Origin of the sequence: Streptomyces auratus (genome assembly GCF_050433025.1) — a bacterium.
Lineage (GTDB): Bacteria > Actinomycetota > Actinomycetes > Streptomycetales > Streptomycetaceae > Streptomyces > Streptomyces sioyaensis.
Window position 1 is genome coordinate 3,548,374 of record NZ_JBNGCB010000001.1, and the last position, 18,143, is coordinate 3,566,516.

Here is an 18,143-nt window from a genome sequence, read left to right on the forward strand (position 1 = left end):
TCCGGTTGTCGTAACCCCGCGCGCGAGCGATCACCCGTCGACACAAGGTGATCGGTATGAAGCACAAGGTATCCGCGGTTCTGGCCGCAGGAGCGGCGACCGCGGCCGCGGCGATAGCCCTGGGCTCACCGCCCAGCGCCGTGGCCATACCCACCGGGCCCGGCGCCCCGCCGAGTGGCCCGTGTGCCCTGCGCGGGATCAGCGACGACGTCGCCGAATCCGCGGACACCCCGACAGGTTTCGCCCGTTCATCCGGCCACGTACGGGCGCTCACCCTCTTCATCGACTTCCCGGACGCCCACGCCACCCTGTCCCCCCGCGCCCGCTTCGCCGAGTTCTTCCCCGCCGCGACGGAGTACTTCCGCCTCAGCTCGTACGGCAGGCTGACCTACCGCCCCATACCGCTGTTCCGGTGGCTCCGTATGTCACGGCCGCTCGCGGCGTACGGCATCGGGCGCGGCGCCAGCTTCGACCCGGGCTCGGACGGCGGCTACCACGCCCTCTCCCGGGAGGTGGTCCGCGCCGTCGACCCGCTCGTCGACTTCCGCGACTACGACGTCATCAACGTCATCGCCACCCCCAACGCGGGCCCGCCCGCGACCCGTACGGTCCTGTCGGTCACCTTCAGCGGCGGCGACATGGGGCTGCGGACCGCCGACGGGGTGCCGTTCCGCAACGCGTCCTTCATCTGGAGCCGGCAAACCGGGACGAGCGCCTTCCGCGTCCTCAATCACGAGAACGCCCACAGCTTCGGCCTGCCCGACCTCTACTTCACCGACGACCGCGACTCCTCGCCCCCCGTAGGCCACTGGGACCCGATGGACGAGGACTGGGGGCCGAGCAACGACTTCGTCGGCTGGCACAAGTGGAAGCTCGGCTGGCTCTCCGCCGAGCAGGTGCACTGCGCACCGCGCCACGGCACCCCCGGCGAACACACCCTCACCCCGATCTCCACCCCCGGCGGCACCAAGATCGTCGTGATCCCGACCTCGCCCCGCACCGCGCTGGTCGTCGAGGCGCGCATCCGCGGCCTGCTGGACCCGGCGGTCTGCCAACCGGGCGTCCTCATCTACCGCGTCGCCACCCGTGTCGCCTCGGGCCGCGGCCCGCTCCGCATCGTGGACGCCACCCCGCACAGCGGCGGCTGCTACCGGGACAACAAATACGTCGACCCGGAGCTGACCGACGCCACCTTCGGCCCCGGCGAGACCTTCACGGACCGCACCAGCGGCGCGGCCGTCACCGTCCTCACGGAAAACTCCGACGGCACCTATCGCGTACGGGTGACCCCGGCGCGCGACTGACGGAACCCCGAGCGCGCGGACGAGGCAGATCCGGACGCGCGGGCCAGGCGACGCGGGCCAGGCGGGACCGCGCGGCCCCGGCCATGATCCGGCCGTGATCCACCGGGCAGGCGGCCCTAGTGATCCTCCCGCCAGTGCCGCCGGCCGATGCTGATCAGCCGCAGTTGCCGGCGCGCCACCCGGACCACCTGCTCGGCCGCGCCTTCCACCCCGTCCGCCTCGGCGTCGAGCAGTGCCGCGGCCGTCGTCACCAGCCGGTCCACGTACAGCTCCGCCAGCATCCGTACATCGTCATCGCACCAGCCTTCCGACACCGGCTGGGACTTGAGCGCCGCCGCGACCTCCTCCGCGAACCGGTCCAGCTCCCCCGCGATGGCCTGCCGTACGGCCCGTACGCCACCGTGCCGCTCGCGTGCCACGAACCGGATGTGCAGCGGATACCGGCGGACATGCTGCTCGACGACCGCGACCGTACGGTCGATCCGCTCCTCGGCCCCGTCCTGCTCGGCCAGGATCGCCCGCACCATCACATGCAGGCTCCCCAGCGCCTCCTCGACCAGCGCGACGCCCAACTCGCCCATATCGCGGAAGTGCCGGTAGAACGCGGTCGGGGCGATCCCCACCACCCGCGTCACCTCCCGCAGCCCCAGGCTGCTCAGGCTCTGCTCCTCCAGCAGTCCGAGGGCCGCGTCGAGCAGCGCCTGACGGGTCTTCTGTTTCTGGGCCTGCCGGACCCCAAGACTGTGACTCATGTCATCCAGTAAACAACCGTTCTCCGAACAACTCCACTCGCGGGCAGCCGTAGACTGGAGGAACTGAGTGAACAACTGTCCTCTGGAATCGGAAAGGAAGATCATGCTCTTCCTCGTCGCAGCCCTTCTCCTGATGGGGATCATGCTGGGCACCGCGGCACACCTCCCCCTCCCCGTCACCCTCGTCGCGGCCGCCGTCATCGCCGGCTGGCTGCTCGTCTTCTTCCTCCGCGAACGCCGCCACCAGGACGAGGTGACCTCCCGATGACCACGCTCAGCCAGACCGCGCGGACGACCACGCCCACACCGGCCACAGCAGCCGAGACCCCGCAGCGCCCCGCCTCCCGCCTCCGCGACCACGCGGACGGCATGGCCGTGGCCTCGTTCATCCTCGGCCTGCTCGGCACCCTGGTCCTCAACCTGCTTCTCGGCCCCTGCGCCCTGACCCTCGGTGGCCTGGCCCTGGCCCGCGGCACCAACCGCCGCGGCCGCGCCCTCCTGGGCATCGCCCTCGGCGCCGTCGACCTGCTCCTCCTCGCCCTCCTCACCACAACGGACGGCACGGTCAGCTGGCACATCGGCGGCTGACACCCGCCACACGGGGGCGCAGCCGCCGCGGCGACGACCGCGACGACGCCCCTCCGCACCGCGGCATCAGGCACCACGATGGCGGTGGTCGATTCCCGACCACCGCCATCGGCCTGCCAGCAGCGCAACCCTCCCTCGCCGAGCGGCACTTGCCCTAGCCGGGGGGCCTGACCACCCCACCGGATCCCCGGCTTGAGCCCCGCCGCACTCCCCCAGCCGCCGCGCGGCGCGCCCCCACCCGACTGCGCGATGGGGCTCTCGCACCCTCTACGGCTGAGGGGTGTCTCGGTCCGGCCGGCCCTCAGGGGCGAGGGAAGACCGTGCCGTCGGGTGGGGTCTTCAGCGTGCGGAGGTAGGTGTCGATCGCCCGTGCCGGGAGGGGCGATCGGCACTTGCGGTAGAGCCAGTGGCCGACTGCACGCGGTGCTCCGCCACACGCTGTCGCTGCCGGACGTCCCACTCGACGCGTACGTGACGGCGCAGCGCACCGTCGAAGACCTCAAGTCGGCGTTCTCTACGTACTTCGCACGCTACGACGCACTCCTGTGCCCCGTCGTGACCATGCCCGCCCCCCTCACGACCAGACCCAGTACGACGTCGACGGAGTAACGGTGCCCGCCTGGAACGTCATGCGCGCCACCGTGCCGTTCAACTTGACCGGCCTGCCGGCGCTCTCCGTACCCTTCGGCACAAGCCCCGAGGGACTACCGATCGGAGTACAGCTGGTAACGAAGTGGCACAACGAGGACACACTGCTACGCCTCGGCGCCCTCCTGGAGTCCGTAAGTCCGGTCCGCGAACGACACCCGGCGCTCTGAGCAAGCGCGGCATCCCTGCGAAGCGGAACGACAGGCGATGCAGCAGCCCGGCTTCCCGTTCTGGCTCAGTAACTGCCTCACCCGCGCCGTGATCGACTTAACCCCCGCAGCGTGACGGCCCGCCCCTACCACCCACGCCGGGGAGCTCCGGGCGCCATGTATCCGAATGCGGATCAAGCACCACCCGCTACACTGGCCGCGGTGGCCCGGCCTCACGGCCAGGCCTCCGCTCGCTGTCGGCAAACCGCTCTGGATCATCGCGTCCACCTGGACCGATCTTCCGACACGCGGTCCGACAGATCCCCGCCTCCGTAGCTCAGGGGATAGAGCACCGCTCTCCTAAAGCGGGTGTCGCAGGTTCGAATCCTGCCGGGGGCACCAGCCAAAAGGCCCGGACCGATCATGGTCCGGGCCTTCTTGACGGCAGCATTTGACGGCAGTCGCCTCTAGTCCGCCAAGCGAAGCTCCCCCCCCCCGCTCAACGAAACGCCGGCCTGATCCCCCACGAGGAAGCGAAGCCGCCGGCGATGTCTCACTCGCCTGCGCTCCCCCTGTCCGATGCGGCAAGCTCGATGCCCCGTACACGGCGAAGCCAGCGCGCCAGTCCAAACAGCGACGCACCAGCGATACCGCAGGGCTCCCATACCTCCGTCAAGAGAGCAGCGAGTCCACCGTCGCCGACGATAAGGATCGCCTGTCCCCCAACCACCGTTGCGATGAACGCGTTGGTTCGCGACGGTGCGCGCAGGAGCCAGTCCACTGGGAGCCAGAGAGGGCGGGCGCTGTCGCGTGCCCGTAGGCGGATCGCAGCGAAGAGGAAACCGACAGCTAACATCCTTTGCTGGGCTGGCCTGAGCGCCATATCCATCTCCGGGGCACCAGCGAGCACGGCAGCCCACTCATCATAAAGATGAGCGCGCTGCGGGCCCGCCAACCTTGAAGCCCAGGTCGTCGCCCACGCCGCCGATCGAGCGGGAGCACGGGTGGCGTTGGCTGCCTCGCTGACACCCAGCAGGGCACTCTCATCCCGCGATGTCAGCCTCTCTCGGATCCATGTCTGGGCAACTGCTGAGAATCGCTCAGAGTTGCGGCGATGGTCCACGCAAACGAGCAAAAGCTGGTCGGGGGACAGTGCGACAACGAGTGCGCGATATTCGGCGCTCAGGCGGAAGATGAAAACGCTGCCAGTACTCGCGAACCGCTTGAACGCAAGCGAGAGGTGTTGGGGGTTCGCCTCTAGCCGAGAGATCGCCTCACGCGCAGCTTCGACAACGGCCCCAGGTTGCCTACCCAAGTCCTCGACAGCTGCATGCGCGAGGCTCACCTTTACGTTGCCACTCGTCATGTCGCCCCCGCAGCCAGCCCGAGACCAAACCGACGTGCCCTACGCGCTTCCAGCACTTCGGTGGCCTGCCGGCGCCCGGCCCCCGTCATCTCGTAGAAGCGGCGTGCAGGTCGCCCAGGGTGAAGGCCAGTCTCCTCATGGCTGACAACCCAACCGCGCTCGCTGAGCCGCTCCAGGATGGGGTAGACGGTGCCGGGTCCCAGGTCGGCATCTCTGCAAATACTGAGACCCCACGCCGGGACGTCGTCCGTTGCGGAGAGCAGCGCCTCCAGAACGGCGATCGTCGGCTTAGTGAGCCGGATGTTCGTCATGGAACTAGTCGAGCATGTATCGAGTACGACATGCAAGCGTATATCGAGTACGACATTCCACACTCGTTCGGGCAGGCGGGGAAACGCCCGCCCGACCAAGTACAGCTCAGGACCGTGGGCTCTCGGCGGCAGGCAGTCGACGTTTGAGCAGCCGGTCCATGTGACTGATCGCCTCCCGCTGGGTGTCGTGCACAACGTGCGTGTAGACGTCCATCGTGATGCTGATCTGGCTATGTCCGAGGATCTCCATGATGACGCGCGGCGCGACGCCGGGCGCCGTCAGCAGCGTGGCGCAGCCGTGCCGGGCATCGTGCAGCCGGACCACCCACAGCCCGGCATCGGCGGCCACCCGCGTGAACGACCGGTAGACGTTCCGGGGCTCCACCGGGCGGGCGTTGCGTGTGGCGAAGACGTAGCCCTTCTCGGACCACGCGACTCCGGTGCGCGCGAACGCTTCCCGCTGCCGGAGCCGGTGCCAGCGGAGCGGCGCGATGCACAACGCGGGCATCGGGACCACGCGCCGGCGGCGGCTCTTGGGGTCGTCGTCGTACAGCGTGCCGCGTCGGCGCTGCGTCTGCTGACGTACATGCAAGACACGGTTGTCCAGATCCACATCCGACCAGCGCAGGCCCACCAGTTCACCGCGCCGCAGACCCATGGCGATGGCCAGGACGAACGCGGCGTAAAGCGGGTCTCGCCGTGCGGCTTCGAGGAACGTCAGTGTCTCCTCCAGGGACCACGGACTTATCTCGCGCGGCTTCACCCGGGGAGGTTCCACCAGCGATGCGACGTTCCGCGTGATGAGTTCCTCGCGCACGGCCGCCGTGAGCGCGGTACGGAGCACACGGTGTGATTCCTTCGCGGTCGCGGCCGTGCTGGTGCTCTGCATGCGTGTGGTGAAGCGGCGCACGTCGGCGACGCTGAGCGTCTCCAACCGCTTGGTCCCCAACTGAGGGACCAGGTAACGGCTTACATGCATCTCGTACTTGTCGTACGTGCTCAGCTTGCGGCGCGGTTCGATGTACTGCGCCAGCCAGTACGGCAGCCACTCGGAGAGCTTGGCGGAGCGGGTGGGCGTCGGGATGCCCTGACGAGCTCGGCGCACCAGTTCCTGACGCTTCTCGTCGCACTCCTCCCACGTGTTGCCATACACCGTCTTGCGAGCGCGGGTGCCGTCCGGCTGGGGAACGTACACGCGGCCCTCGTAACGGCCATCCTTTCGCTGCCAGATACTTCCGGCACCGTTCGGGTTTCGCTTGCGCGCCATCAGGCGGCCTCCTCAAGACAGTTCTTCATGTACGTGGCCACCGCATCTGCCGGAACGCGGCGCAAACGCCCTTCGGTGAAGCTCGAGAGCCGCTTGGACCGGATCAGGTCGTAGACCTTGAAACGGCTCATCCGGAGCGCGCTCATGACCTCGGGCACGGTCAGGGCCTGGTGACTTGTGGGCAGGGGGGAGTTCATGTGGTGACTCCTTCTCGGGGGCCTGCGAACGGAGTTGGGGGGCCTCTCAGGAGCCCGCACCTGTCCGAGGTGCGGATTTCTGCGTCACCTGCGTCACCTGCGTCACCTGCGTCATTCGTCGCTCTGACCTGCGCTTTCGAGGTGACGCAGCACGGTGGGGGTGCGTCACCGGTGACGCGGGCCTCCGTCATCGGGTGACGCAGATGACGCGTGGTGACGCAGGATTCGGCTGTCTGCGTCACCCGTCTTCTGGCAGGTCATCGGCCGTTTTCGGGGTGTGGGTGACGCAGGTGACGCAGCGTCTCTCTACTTCGGACAAAGAGTGGGTGGTGTCTGTTGTGGTGCGCGGCTCAGAGAGTGAAGAAGGAGCCGCTCGCGGCGCGACCTTCACAGGGCGGCGCCGCCGCCGAACAGCAAGAGGAGCACGCGCCGCCGGGTGCTCCTCTTGCTTGTGCGGGCGGTCCTGGTGCCGTGCAGTCAGAAGGCCGCTTCCTGCTCCGGTGAGGGCGGCGCGGCAGCCGGACGCGCGATCTCGATGTAGCGGGATGTCTTGGTGCGTCCCCAGTCGATGAGGACGCCCCGGGCCGCGAGGGTGGGCTGTAGGCGCTTGAGCCGGTCGGAGAGCACCTTGCCGGTGGTCGGCCACCCTTTTGGCAGGGGACGGAAGTCCTCGCCCGTGTAGAGGCCCGTGAGGCAGTGCAGCCACTCGGCGGAAGTCATCCGCTGCTCGGTGCCTGGGTCGGCCCCGGCGGCGTGCTTGAGCACCGTTTGTGCCAACAGGTCGCCCTCGATGACGCCGTCGTTGAGGTCGTCCAGGCTGGCCCGGTAGGCGGCGAGCGCTCCCAGACCGGTGGCCGCGTCGAGCTGCGCGCATAGGTGCGCGAAGTCGGCCATGCGCAGGTCGGTCGGGATGTCGGCCTCCGCTGCCCGTACCTGCACGGTGAGGTCCAGGAGCGAGCCGAGGATGACGGGCAGAACCTGGGCGAAGTCGGACCACAGTTCCGCTTCGGTGCGCCGGACCCGGGGGCGTTCCAGGCGGAGCGGCAGGAGCCGTTCGGCGAGGTCGGGCCGGATGACGCCGACGTCGACGCCGGTCAGGAGCAGGGGGCGGCGGTAGCCGATGCGGAAGACGTCCCCGTCGGTGAACAGGGCGCGCTTGACGTTCTCGGCCCCGGTCACGATGCAGCACATCGCGTCGGACAGTTCTGGGGTCATGTGGGAGAGGTTGTCCAGGGCGGTGACCCATCCGGCCGCGACCGCCGTGATCAGGTTCTCCTCGTCCTTCGGGGCCCGGCGCAGGTCCCCGGTCATGCCCTCGATGATCCGCACGAGCATGCGTCCGCCGGTGGACTTGCCGGCGCCCTGCGGGCCGGTGAGGAACGGTGCCGGGACGGGCACCGTCGGTCCCAGGCAGCCGATGAGCCACGCGATGGCCAGGCACTCCGTCTCGGCGGTGGCGAAGTTGCACAGCCGCATCAGGAGATCGATGCCCTTGCCGTCGGTGTCCTTGACCGGCAAGGGCAGCTCCCCGGTGAGCTGGGTGCGCCGCCAGCAGACTTCCTGCGGGTCCGGGGTGCGGATGTCCCAGCCGGTGGGGTGGATGCGCACGGACTGCCCGTCGCTGCGGCCCAGGTCCAGCCACGTGGCCCCGTCGTAGCCGGGGGCGACGCGGATGTGGACGGGCTGGACGTCCTCGGTCAGCGCCAGCGCTTCGATCAGGTCGAGCGCTTCCTTCATCGCAGTGCCGTTGAAGACGCCGATGCCGTCCCTGAACAGTCCGACCATGAGTTCCTGCCGGTGGCTGCCCGTCGTGCCCTGGGAGCGGATCGGGCGGGCCACGGGGTGGCCGTTGCGCTGCGCGTACACGGTGCCGTCGGCGGTGCGGAAGTACCGGAAGTGCGCCTGTGCGTAGTCGGTGATGATCTCGCGGGCGGGGTTCTTCTCGTCGTCAGCCACGGTCACAGCCCCAACCGAGTGCGGGCGTTGGTCCACGCGTCCGTGCAGTGCCGGGCTTTCGCCCTTGCTCTGCGCGACGGTGAACAGGCGAGCGACGTGAGCGTCGGTGAGGCAGCCGCACCGGCCGTGCGTGGACAGCACGGCGAGGAACGTCCGGTACACGGTCGCGTGGACCGCACTGGCCGCTTCGGTGATGTGCTGCTCTGCCATGGCGATGCCCCGTTCCAAGTAGGCGGGCGTGCGGTGCCGGCACTCCCCGCCCCCGGCGCCGGTAGGCACGGCCGCAAACGGCGCCGGGCGGCCCGTGGGCGGCTCCTTGACGGCCATTGCACGCACGGCGTCCGGCAGGTCGGCCATCGTGCCGGTGCCGGGCCCGAGGTAGCGGGCGTAGGCCATGGTCGACTTGATGTCGACGCCGGGGCGCACCGCGTTCACGGAGCGCATGGCGCCCTGGTAGATCCAGTGCTCACCGCGTGTCGTCGGCACGGTCCTCGTGGCGGGCAGGGCGATGCGGGCCCATGCGATGGCGTCTGCGTCGTCCAGGTCGACCACTGTCAGCCCGGCGCCGCCGGGCCGCCTCCGCGAGCGCGGGGGCCGGCTCGGTCGGGCCCCAGACGGGGAGTTCCCAACGGGGCGTGACGCCGGGCGTGACGGGGGTCGTCACGCTGGTCAGCGCCGGTCCGGTGTCCTCACCGTCCCGCGCCGTCTTCAGCGTCGACCATGCCCGCGAGAGGCTGTGGGCGGTCTTGGCCTGGACGTGTGCGACGCGGGCGCCGGCCGCCGTCACAGCCGTCAGTCGCGTCTCCTCGGTGACCGCTTCAGCCTGTAGACGGGCGCGGGCCACGGCCGCTTCGTCGCGGGCCTCTTGCTGGATGCCCCGGATCGCTCCGAGCGCGCCGGGGGTGAGGGCGGTGCGCTCCCACAGGCTGTGCACCAGCCACAGGGCCTTCGCCGCAATGGGCAGCCACGCCACGGCCAGCCACGCCCCGGCGGATGCTTCGGCGGTCAGCGCGTGCGCCACCAGGACGCCGGCCGCGAGCAGGCCGAAGCACCAGCCGACAGCGGTGACTGCACGGTTGTGGTCGCCTTGGGCTGCCAGGCGCCGTTCGTAGGCGAGGGTGGCCAGCCATCCCCCGTCGATCCCGAGACCGACGACCAGGGCCACGGGCCAGGGCACCGAGGTGCCCAGCCACATCACGACCACGGCCAGGGTCAAGACCATGGACACCGCCGTCATCGCGACGGCAGGCAGGACGGTCTTGGTGGTCTTGGCGTTCATGCCGCGTCCCCCGTCCCGGCCTGGTTGGCCAGCTCACGGCGAGCGGCGAGCACCTTGCGCCGGGCCCGGCGGATGCGGCGGGCGTCCACCTCGTTCGGCGTCCGGTCCAGGGTCATGATCTGCGCGTCCAGCAACTCGACCTCGGCGGAGATGACCGGCATCTCCTGCTCGATCTGGTCGAGTTCGGCGGCGGTCGGCTCCAGGTCGATCGCGGTGGCGGTGAAACGGTCCTGGGCGGGGAGAATGAGCTTCATGGGTCGTGGTTCCTCTCGAAGTGACGGCCCAACAGCGGCTCCGGTGTTCCAGCACCGGAGCCGCGCCGTCGTATGGGGTGGATTCAGACGGTGGCGATGATGAGCGCGGCGACCAGCAGCCACAGGTGATGGAAGGACTGGTCCAGCGCGTAGGCACCGGTGCCAAGGTGGGCGGCCGGGCCGCCCGTGGCGGTCACCGGGTGTGCGGGGTGGGCGCCGGTGCCGAGGGAGTAGAACTCGGCCTTGCCGGTGACCTTGGCCAGCCAAGCGAGGGTGGAGCGGCGATCGGCCCACCAGTGGGTGAGGGCGTCCATGCCCATCCCGACCACCAGACCGACGACGGAGAGGCTCAGCCCAAGCAGGGCTGCGACCAGGGCGAGTAAGGCGAGCTTGGTCGCGGTCAGGGTGGCGACGTGTCGGATGCCGGCGATGCGATCGCAGCAGCGCGTAGTCTTCCTCGCGGAGGCCGCCGGCGGGGTCGACCTGGTCCAGGGACTCCGCGGTAGGGCGCCGCTCACGGCTGGTGAGGACGAGGTCTTCTGCGCGATCCAAGATCCACAAGTCATCGCGCACGAGTGCCCAAAACGGGTATCGCGCGCCGTCCACGCCGTCCTCAACCTGGGCGTACCTCTCCATCAGTGGGGCTACGGCATCGCGCGTGGCAGACCAGGACCGCATGCGCGGTGCACCGGCCGCGGCCTGTCCGATCGCCCACAGGAGAAGCACGGGCCGGTGCAACGCTATGCCGGTCGCGCGTCGTGCTGGCCGCAGGTCTCCGACGCGTCGGTGGAAGGTTTTGGGTGGCTCCACGACGGTGAATCCCTCGCGCCTCAGCCAAGCCACGGCGTGCTTGAGGCCACCGCTGAACCCTCGCGATGAGGGCTTGAGCGCCTCGCCGAAATCGTACTTGTGGGCAACGCCAGCTATGGCCTTGGAGTCGTACTGCCGCCCCTCGTGAACGAGTAGATAGGTTGCAGCCGCATGGAAGCCGTAGGTGGCGCGGAACTCTTCCACCCCAAGTCGGTCGTGCTCGTCAATCGCTCGCAGGATTCCCGCGCGTGTGATCTCAGATGGGGCCATAAGGCGACACGGTAGATCAAGGCACTGACAATGAGACCACGCCCTGGTTCCTCAGCCGTCCCCCGATGAGTGCAGCAACCGGACGGCGGAAGCAGTGGGGTGACGGCAGTCTTTGACGGCAACACCGGCGCACGTTGCCGTACCAGGGGGACCGACCGCAGACCTTCCAAAGGAAGCAGGCAAGCCTCACCGCTGACCAACGGATCGCCCGGAAGATCTCCTAAAGCAGGTGTCGCAGGTTCGAATCCTGCCGGGGGCACGTACGGCATCCGCGCGTGAGCCCGTGGTCTGAGGACAGGCCGCGGGCTTGCGTGTGTGCTTGGGCAATGGCGCTGGCCGGAGGGCGCCGAGTGAGCAGTCCATTGTGGACGAACCACTCGGCGTTTCTCCGGTGATGGTCTGCGGGGTGGCGTGCTCAGAACACCAGCGGTAGTTCCTTGAGTCCGGTCATGCTCAGGCTGGGAAGGAACACGGGCGACCTGTCCGGATCGCTGCGCAGGTGGGGGAAGCGGTCCAGCAGGATGTTCAGCGCCACCCTGCCTTCCAGCCTTGCCAGCGGTGCGCCGATGCAGAAGTGTGCCCCACGGCCGAACGCCATATGCGGGTTCGGGTCCCGCGTCGGGTCGAAGGTGTCCGGATCGGTGAACACCTTCGGATCGCGGTTCGCCACGCCGAGAAAGGTCACCACCAAGGAGTCGGCGGGGATGTGCTCGCCGCCGAGTTCGGTCTCGGTCGTGGTGGCCCGCGCCGTTCCCGCGAACGGGCTGTAGTACCGCAGCGCTTCCTCGATCGCCGCGGGGACCATGCTCCGGTCGGCACGAACCCTGGCGAGCCACTCCGGATGGCTGTCCAGGCACAGGATCGAGTTGCCCAGCAGCATCGTGGTGGTGATGTGCCCAGCGATCAGAAGTACGTTGGAGAAGTTCACCACTTCGTTGTCGCTGAGGCGTTCACCGTCCACTTCGGCCTGAACCAGCTTGGTGATCAGGTCTTCGCGGGGATTCCTCCTCCGGTCCTCCACGTGTTCGCGCAGGTAGTCGCCGAGTTTCGCGACCTGCTGCATCGCGTCCTGAAGCCGCTTCCGCTGCGTTTCGGTCCGGTCGACGAAGGAAAACTCCTGGGTGGCCTCCATCAGCGCGCTCCCCCATTCCCGGAACTTGTCCCGGTCCGAGGCCGGTACTCCGAGCAGTTCGGCGATGACGATGACCGGAAGCGGATAGGCCAGGTCGTTGACCAGCTCCATCCGGTTGCCGTCGGCCACTGCATCGAGCAACTCGTGGGTCAGCTCGGCGATACGTGGTTCCATATCGGCCACCACCTTCGGGGTGAAGGCATGGCTGATCAGCCCGCGGAGCTTCTTGTGCTCCAGCGCGTCCATCTGAATGAGGTTGCCCTCGCTGAACTGATCCGCGCCCTCCATCATCTCCTGGGGTACGACGCGCTGGGTGTTCGAGGAGAACGTCGCGGGGTTGGCCAGGACATGCTGGACCTCCTGATAGCCGTAGACGCACCAGATCCCGGCCTCCGCGTCGTAGCGCACCGGGGCTTCCGGCGCCTGGCCACGTAGCCAGAACTGCGCCTCGTGGATTCCCCAGGTGTCGGCCATGGATGTCATGTTTCGTCATCCTTTGCTAGATCGTAAGTAGAGATCCGCTTGCGGAAGCTCGGAAGCTCGGATCGGAGGTAAGTCGGCGGATATCGCGCTGATTCCCTGCGAAGTCATCAGCAGGCTCTGGCGGAGGGCTCTGACGGAGGGCTTTGTCCTGGGCTCACAGGGTTCCTTGCCGACGTGCACCAAGGAATCCGCGGCCGGGATGTCCATCCGGCCGGGCAGTCAGCTGCTCGTCGGTGGGGAGTGGGCCACATCGAAGACCGTCGTTTTCGGCCTCGCCGCAGCTTCCGGCGAGGCCGACGGCCGCACCCGCTACCCACCCGCACCACCGGCACGTGACACGGAGCGCATGCAGATTCAGCTGTCCATCAAACAGAAGTAGTGCTGCGGGACGGCTACGCGTCGGGCTTACGCGCGGCGACCCGCTCGACGACCCCGAGCTTGAACCGCTTCTGGTACTCGATGACGAATCCGGCCTGCTTGACCAGCGGGAGCGGCCTACGGGTCTGGTAGTCACCGCACTGTTTCAGCATGTTCTTCTCCAGCAGCCGCTGCCAGAAAAAGACCAGCTTGTGGTGGCTGCCCACATGGTCGAGCAACAGCAACTGCCCTCCGGGCCGCAGTACCCGGTACATTTCGGCGATCACCGGCCGTTCATCCGGCACGCTGCACAGCCCGAGCGTGCAGACGACCGTGTCGAACGAGTCGTCAGAAAAAGGCAGCTCATGGGCCTCTCCCTCCCGCAAGTCGACCTCTAGGCCCAACGCGGCGGCACGGTCCCTGGCCAGGTCCAGCATGGGCCGGCTCAAGTCGAACCCGGTCAGCGATATCCCTGCCGGATAGAATTCCAGATTCAGGCCGCTGCCGATGGCGACTTCGAGGACTTCCCCCTTTGCCTGGCCTGCCACCCAGGCGCGCCCGTCGTCGAGCAGCATGCGTTCGAGACGCGCGGCATCACGGTCGTAGCGGGGCGCGTATTCCTGCCACAGTTTGCGGAGCCGCACGTTCTGCTGGGTCACGTCGGTCACGTCGTTCTCCCCCTGTCACTTATCGAGCCGCCCCGCGCCGGCTCGGGCCAAAACCCACCCACCGTGGCGAGCCTCGCCGCACGGACGCGGCATGAGGGCAGCAATCCAGCGAATTCGTTTCATGCCGGCAAACTGCGCCGGAAAGCCGTGCCAACAGACTGTGCCAGAAAGTACCGCCAGGCACAGCTCCCCGACAGCGGATCGAGAGAAAGCGGAATGTCCCGGGCCGACTTGGCGTCCGCCGGCACGCGTACGCATCGGTGCTTCCGTGCCGCTCGAACGCGGAGGTTCATCAACGTACCCCACCGGTCCCCGGTGAGCCATATACGTAGGCGGCATCCGTAGGCCACATCGGCCGCATCCGCAGGCCACATCCGCCGCCGCGGGTCCGGCCCGCCAGAATCGGTGATCGTCCCGGAATTAGCAATTCCACCGGTTCCGCATGCGGGATATCGGGCTGCGCCTCGTCGTGCGTGACCAGCGGAAACTCACCGCCGTACCCGGAGAGCACGGAATTCCGCCGCAGGGCGGCGCGCCTTCTCGCTGTGCCCAGCGAGAAGCTTTCTGACCAGCAGGAATAACGAGGGAAGCGGGGGGAGGATCGGCAACATATTGCTTGACAGCCCGGGGAGCTTCGGGCAACGATCGGGCCGCAGTAGTCAGTCGTCGTAGGCCTGAGATACCCAACGGGGGGTGAGCCTGTGGACGTCAGTACGCCTGAATTACAGCAAATAGCTTCTCTCGTCTCTCCGTACGGCCTCGTATCCCGCACCACGGCCCTGCCGGTCGCCGATGGCGATCCGGAATTCGCCGTCCGCGTTTCCAGCATCGGTGACCCCTCGAAGGTTCTGCACAGCCTGAATGGCTGGCGCAACGACGGCGACATGGGGAATGTCCACGGCGTCGGCACCGCGCTCGCCGCCGAGCGGGCGAAACTCGTCTCGGTCGCCGAAGCCCTAGAGCGGTACTCGACCTGCTCCTGGCACGACGACGACATCAGCGTCGCCGCCGAGGACGAACTCGCCGACCGGGGCGAGGAATTCGTCTCTCCCAGGCGGTGGCCCCAGTGCTCGGAGCGCGAGCTGGCCCGTGCCGACTGCGGCCTGGTCCCTTACGACCCGGCCGTCCCGATCCGGTGGGTCCGGGCCTGGTCGCTCACCCGGCGCAGCCCCGTCCTCGTGCCGGCCATCACGGTGTACCTGCACATGGCGCCGCAGTCGCCGTCGGAGCTCTTCACCCGGGGAATCACCACGGGAGCGGCCGTTCACTCCGACGTCCGCAGCGCGGTGCTCGGCGGGCTGCTGGAAGTCGTGGAGCGGGACGCGCTCTCGCTCGCGTGGTTGCAGCGCCTGCGGCTGCCGCGACTGGACGTCGACCCGGAGCTGCTGAGGCCGCTCGTCCGCGCCTACCACGAGACCGGAACCGCACGTCACCTCGAGGTCCGGCTCTTCGACGCGACGACGGACTTCGGCATCCCCGTGGTGTATGCCGTGCAGCTTTCGCCCCACGAGGACCAGGTGGCGCAGATCGTCTGCGCGACGTGCGACGCCGATCCACAGCAAGCGGTGGCCAAGATCTACCGTGAGCTCGCCAGCCTGCGGGTGGCGCTGCGTCAGCGCGTGGGGGACGGGCAGGTGCGGCGGCCCGACGACGGGACCGTCAGCGTGACCGGCTCGGCGGCGTACAACGCCTCCGCCGAGCGGCGGCACGTCTTTTCGCACCTGTTGGAAGGCGAGCGGGACCTACGACGTCTCGAAGAGCTGCCCGGCCTGTCCGCTGAAGCGGACCCGCTGGCGGCCGCGGTTTCCCGAGTGGCCGCGCGGGGCGCCGAGGTACTCGTGGCCGACATCACCACGGACGAGGCGCGGCAAGTCGGCATGCACGCCATCAAGGTGCTGGTCCCCGAGGCCATGCCCCTGTCGTTCATACACAGCGAGCGCTACCTCGGCACGCCCAGGCTCTACGCCGCGCCGACGGCGATGGGCCACGAAAGCCACGGCGAAGAGTCGCTGAATCCGGAACCGCAGCCCTCCGCGTAGGCGGGGGCGAAGACAGCCGGCAGATAGGGGGAGAGAGCACGTGCAGTCAGACCAGTCGGTGGAATGCCTGTACCTGGTGCGGGACGCGTTCGGAGAGCAGTACGCCGACGCATACGCGGATCCGGCGGCATCGATTCGGGTGACCGGCAGTGAGCTTCCCGACGACGCGCGACTGTCGAGCGCCGCGATGATCGCGGCCGTGCACTCGGGGCGGGACGAGAAGCTGCGGGACGCACTCGACCAGTTCGGGTTCGAGCGGGGTGTCCCGACGGTAGGGGTCGAACTGCTCCCGACGAGGATCGTGTGCGGTCCGGCCGTGATCCCCGGAGCCACCGCCTGCTACTCCTGCTACCTGCGACGCGTCGAGCAGCACCAGGACCCCGCACGGACCGATGACGTGGGTGAGGCGACCCGGGACCTGCCGGAGGGCTTCGGCCGGATGCACCTCGCGGTCGCGCACGGCCTGCTGACGCTGGCGACGGCCGAACTGCGCGCCGGCCCCGAGGGGATCGGCGGCACGGTACGGACCTTCGGTCTGGTCGCGGGGGCGCTTTCGACCGCGTCGACGGTCGCGGTGGACCGCTGTGCGCGGTGCGGTGCCCGATGGGACGACCGCAGGACGGGTGTCGGCGCGGTGGCCGGTCTCATCTGACGTCTTCGCTGTGGGGGAGGAGTGCAATCGATGGGTGTGGAGCTGAAGGCGGAGACCCTCGGCAGGGTCGCGCGTCGGGACAAGCAGATCACTGTCCCCGTACGCCCTGCTCTGCGCAGGGGAGTACGGCTGCGTCGCTCCGGCGACGCCGTGATGCTCGACGGCGCGGACAAACGGCAGGCCTTCACCGGGAAGTTCGCGCGCGAGAGTCTCGGCAGGCTGGCCGCCGCCTGTGACGGCAGCGCCACGCATGCCGAGATCGGCGCCGCGGTGGGGCTCAGCGAGCCGCTCGTCCTCAAGTCCCTGGCGCTGCTGTGGGCATCGGGGGCCCTGGAAGAGGGCGCCCCCGCCGACGGAGATCCGGCGCATCCCGCGCGGTCGGCGGTGTCGCCCGAGCTCGCCTGTCTCCTGTCACGGCTCGGCAACTCCACCGGAGTGAACCCGTCCTGGACCGACGCCGCCGCGCGGCTCGGCCGCGCCAGCGTCCATGTGGCCGGGGACCGCTCCCTCGCGGAGGCCACGACGAGGTGCCTGGACGGCGTATGCGAGGTGGTCGACGACATCGACCGGATGCCGGGGGACGCGGAAGCCCTCGTCGTCTTCTTCGAGACCCGGCGGTCCCGGCCCGAGCTCACCGCACTACAGCGCCGATGTTGGCTGGAGAAGCGGGCCCTGCTGCGCGTCCGCGCCGACGGCACCTCGATGACCATGGGACCGTACGTGGACCCCGCGTTCACCCCCTGCCTGGAGTGCGGCGCGGCGGGCGAGGACGATCTGCCGGACGATCCGCCGCAACACGCCTGCGACCTCATCGCGGGCCTCGCCGCCCACCAGGTGCTCGCGCTCTTCTCGCGGTCGATCCGTACCTCTCTGCCGCTCGACGCGGGCATCGTCGACCTGACCACCCTGTCGACGCGCTACCGCCCGAGCGCGACCCGCCCCGGGTGTCCCACGTGCTCGTTCAGCAAGGGCACCACGGCGTCCGTGCCGCCCTCCAGCGCGGTGTACGAGGCGTCGATCGCCCTGCCGGTACGCAAGTTCCTGGACACCAACGGGCATCTGGCCCACTTTCATTCGAAGAACATGAACCTGCAGTGGCAGTTCCGCGACTGGCCCAGTTGCCCGCGGGTGACGCTGCCCACAGCGGACGTGTCGAGGCTGGCAGGAACGCCGTCGCCCATGGCGGATCGCGCCGACGTCGGCCGGCCCGAGGTCGCCCTGATGCTCGCGGTCGCCTTCGGTATCCGCCAGCGGTCCGACGGCTGGGTGCAGCGGTGGACCGCGGCCGGCGGCAACATCGGCTCGGCGACGGCCTACGTGGTGAGTCGCGACGAGTCCGTGCTGCCCGTGGGCGGGTACGCGTACCGCGAACGGGACCACGACCTCGCTCGGCTCACCGGCAAGGCGCTACCGGGCGAGAGTCCGCTGCTGCTGGTCGTCACCGCCAACCTCAAGAAGATGGGTGCCAAGTACGGCACGTTCGGGCTTCGGATTTCCTTCTGTGACGGCGGCGTCGCCCTGTCCGCCGCCCGGAAGGTCGTCGACCGGCTGAACCTGGGCTACTCACTGGTCACGGACTGGGACGACCACGCCCTGAGCGAGTACCTGGGCCTCTCCACCGACGAAGAACCCATCACAGCCGTCATGGAGGTGGGCTGAAC

Annotated in this window: 19 protein-coding genes, 1 tRNA gene and 2 pseudogenes; 10 read left to right on the plus strand and 12 right to left on the minus strand. The window is 68.8% G+C overall.

The annotated features are described in order from the left end of the window. Nucleotides 1-56 precede the first annotated feature (56 nt). Entirely contained in the window at nucleotides 57-1,304 is a 1,248-nt protein-coding gene (locus BKA18_RS15230; protein ID WP_366046736.1) for a M6 family metalloprotease domain-containing protein, read from the plus strand. A 116-nt stretch (nucleotides 1,305-1,420) separates the two neighbouring features. Here BKA18_RS15230 and BKA18_RS15235 read toward each other — a convergent pair whose 3' ends face one another. Continuing rightward, complete coding sequence (locus tag BKA18_RS15235; RefSeq protein ID WP_366046735.1) at nucleotides 1,421-2,056, minus strand: TetR family transcriptional regulator; 636 nt, start codon at nucleotides 2,054-2,056, stop codon at nucleotides 1,421-1,423. A 67-nt stretch (nucleotides 2,057-2,123) separates the two neighbouring features. Between BKA18_RS15235 and BKA18_RS15240 the strand changes: the two genes are divergently transcribed. The 5 genes from BKA18_RS15240 to BKA18_RS15260 all read left to right on the plus strand — a co-directional run bounded on the left by BKA18_RS15240 (nucleotide 2,124) and on the right by BKA18_RS15260 (nucleotide 3,843). After that, nucleotides 2,124-2,324 carry a hypothetical protein gene (locus tag BKA18_RS15240; RefSeq protein WP_006605034.1) on the plus strand — a complete coding sequence of 67 codons (201 nt, stop codon included), beginning with the start codon at nucleotides 2,124-2,126 and terminating at the stop codon, nucleotides 2,322-2,324. Continuing rightward, nucleotides 2,321-2,644 (plus strand): hypothetical protein, encoded by a 324-nt coding sequence (locus BKA18_RS15245; RefSeq protein ID WP_366046734.1) that lies wholly within the window; start codon nucleotides 2,321-2,323, stop codon nucleotides 2,642-2,644. The genes BKA18_RS15240 and BKA18_RS15245 overlap by 4 nt, the downstream gene beginning before the upstream one ends. A 423-nt stretch (nucleotides 2,645-3,067) precedes the next feature. Further along, nucleotides 3,068-3,253 (plus strand): hypothetical protein, encoded by a 186-nt coding sequence (locus BKA18_RS15250; protein ID WP_366046733.1) that lies wholly within the window; start codon nucleotides 3,068-3,070, stop codon nucleotides 3,251-3,253. Between the two features lie 20 nt (nucleotides 3,254-3,273). Beyond that, entirely contained in the window at nucleotides 3,274-3,462 is a 189-nt protein-coding gene (locus BKA18_RS15255; protein WP_366046796.1) for an amidase family protein, read from the plus strand. 305 nt (nucleotides 3,463-3,767) lie between these two features. Continuing rightward, a tRNA-Arg gene (locus BKA18_RS15260) sits at nucleotides 3,768-3,843 on the plus strand. A 960-nt stretch (nucleotides 3,844-4,803) separates the two neighbouring features. On the opposite strand, the gene BKA18_RS15265 is transcribed toward BKA18_RS15260, so the two are convergent. The 10 genes and pseudogenes from BKA18_RS15265 to BKA18_RS15300 form a co-directional block, all read right to left on the minus strand. Then, on the minus strand, nucleotides 4,804-5,118 hold the full coding sequence (locus BKA18_RS15265) for a helix-turn-helix transcriptional regulator (protein WP_366046732.1): 315 nt from the start codon (nucleotides 5,116-5,118) through the stop codon (nucleotides 4,804-4,806). Nucleotides 5,119-5,224: 106 nt separating this feature from the next. Then, the gene (locus tag BKA18_RS15270) at nucleotides 5,225-6,385 is read right to left on the minus strand and encodes a tyrosine-type recombinase/integrase (RefSeq protein WP_366046731.1); all 1,161 of its coding nucleotides are present in this window, start codon (nucleotides 6,383-6,385) and stop codon (nucleotides 5,225-5,227) included. Beyond that, nucleotides 6,385-6,582: a helix-turn-helix domain-containing protein gene (locus BKA18_RS15275; protein WP_366046730.1), complete on the minus strand. Its 198-nt coding sequence runs from the start codon at nucleotides 6,580-6,582 to the stop codon at nucleotides 6,385-6,387. The genes BKA18_RS15270 and BKA18_RS15275 overlap by 1 nt, the downstream gene beginning before the upstream one ends. Before the next feature lie 477 nt (nucleotides 6,583-7,059). Beyond that, nucleotides 7,060-8,538, minus strand: coding sequence for an ATP-binding protein (locus BKA18_RS15280; protein WP_366046795.1), 1,479 nt, complete (start codon nucleotides 8,536-8,538; stop codon nucleotides 7,060-7,062). A 111-nt stretch (nucleotides 8,539-8,649) separates the two neighbouring features. Continuing rightward, nucleotides 8,650-8,982 (minus strand): annotated as a pseudogene (locus BKA18_RS36590) (bifunctional DNA primase/polymerase); the annotation flags it as partial. A gap of 22 nt (nucleotides 8,983-9,004) precedes the next feature. Then, nucleotides 9,005-9,817 carry a protein spdB gene (locus BKA18_RS15285; protein ID WP_366046729.1) on the minus strand — a complete coding sequence of 271 codons (813 nt, stop codon included), beginning with the start codon at nucleotides 9,815-9,817 and terminating at the stop codon, nucleotides 9,005-9,007. Beyond that, a complete protein-coding gene (locus tag BKA18_RS15290; protein ID WP_366046728.1) occupies nucleotides 9,814-10,071 on the minus strand; it encodes a DUF6284 family protein in 258 nt (85 codons plus the stop codon). The genes BKA18_RS15285 and BKA18_RS15290 overlap by 4 nt, the downstream gene beginning before the upstream one ends. A gap of 83 nt (nucleotides 10,072-10,154) precedes the next feature. Continuing rightward, nucleotides 10,155-10,589, minus strand: coding sequence for a transcriptional regulator (locus BKA18_RS15295; protein WP_366046727.1), 435 nt, complete (start codon nucleotides 10,587-10,589; stop codon nucleotides 10,155-10,157). Next, nucleotides 10,555-11,151 (minus strand): annotated as a pseudogene (locus BKA18_RS36595) (ScoMcrA-related endonuclease); the annotation flags it as partial. The gene BKA18_RS15295 and the pseudogene BKA18_RS36595, both read right to left, overlap by 35 nt. Nucleotides 11,152-11,566: 415 nt before the next feature. After that, on the minus strand, nucleotides 11,567-12,766 hold the full coding sequence (locus BKA18_RS15300) for a cytochrome P450 (protein ID WP_366046726.1): 1,200 nt from the start codon (nucleotides 12,764-12,766) through the stop codon (nucleotides 11,567-11,569). Between the two features lie 199 nt (nucleotides 12,767-12,965). On the opposite strand from BKA18_RS15300, the gene BKA18_RS15305 reads away from it, so the two are divergent. After that, nucleotides 12,966-13,145, plus strand: coding sequence for a hypothetical protein (locus BKA18_RS15305; protein ID WP_366046725.1), 180 nt, complete (start codon nucleotides 12,966-12,968; stop codon nucleotides 13,143-13,145). Nucleotides 13,146-13,158: 13 nt separating this feature from the next. On the opposite strand, the gene BKA18_RS15310 is transcribed toward BKA18_RS15305, so the two are convergent. Continuing rightward, nucleotides 13,159-13,791 carry a class I SAM-dependent methyltransferase gene (locus BKA18_RS15310; protein WP_366046724.1) on the minus strand — a complete coding sequence of 211 codons (633 nt, stop codon included), beginning with the start codon at nucleotides 13,789-13,791 and terminating at the stop codon, nucleotides 13,159-13,161. A gap of 701 nt (nucleotides 13,792-14,492) precedes the next feature. Between BKA18_RS15310 and BKA18_RS15315 the strand changes: the two genes are divergently transcribed. The 3 genes from BKA18_RS15315 to BKA18_RS15325 are packed head-to-tail and all read left to right on the plus strand — an operon-like array spanning nucleotide 14,493 to nucleotide 18,141. Then, on the plus strand, nucleotides 14,493-15,830 hold the full coding sequence (locus BKA18_RS15315) for a YcaO-like family protein (protein WP_366046723.1): 1,338 nt from the start codon (nucleotides 14,493-14,495) through the stop codon (nucleotides 15,828-15,830). Nucleotides 15,831-15,870: 40 nt separating this feature from the next. Beyond that, nucleotides 15,871-16,482, plus strand: a complete 612-nt coding sequence (locus tag BKA18_RS15320) for a cyclodehydratase (RefSeq protein WP_366046722.1) — start codon at nucleotides 15,871-15,873, stop codon at nucleotides 16,480-16,482. A gap of 30 nt (nucleotides 16,483-16,512) precedes the next feature. Further along, nucleotides 16,513-18,141: a tpaE gene (locus tag BKA18_RS15325; protein ID WP_366046721.1), complete on the plus strand. Its 1,629-nt coding sequence runs from the start codon at nucleotides 16,513-16,515 to the stop codon at nucleotides 18,139-18,141. Nucleotides 18,142-18,143 lie beyond the last annotated feature (2 nt).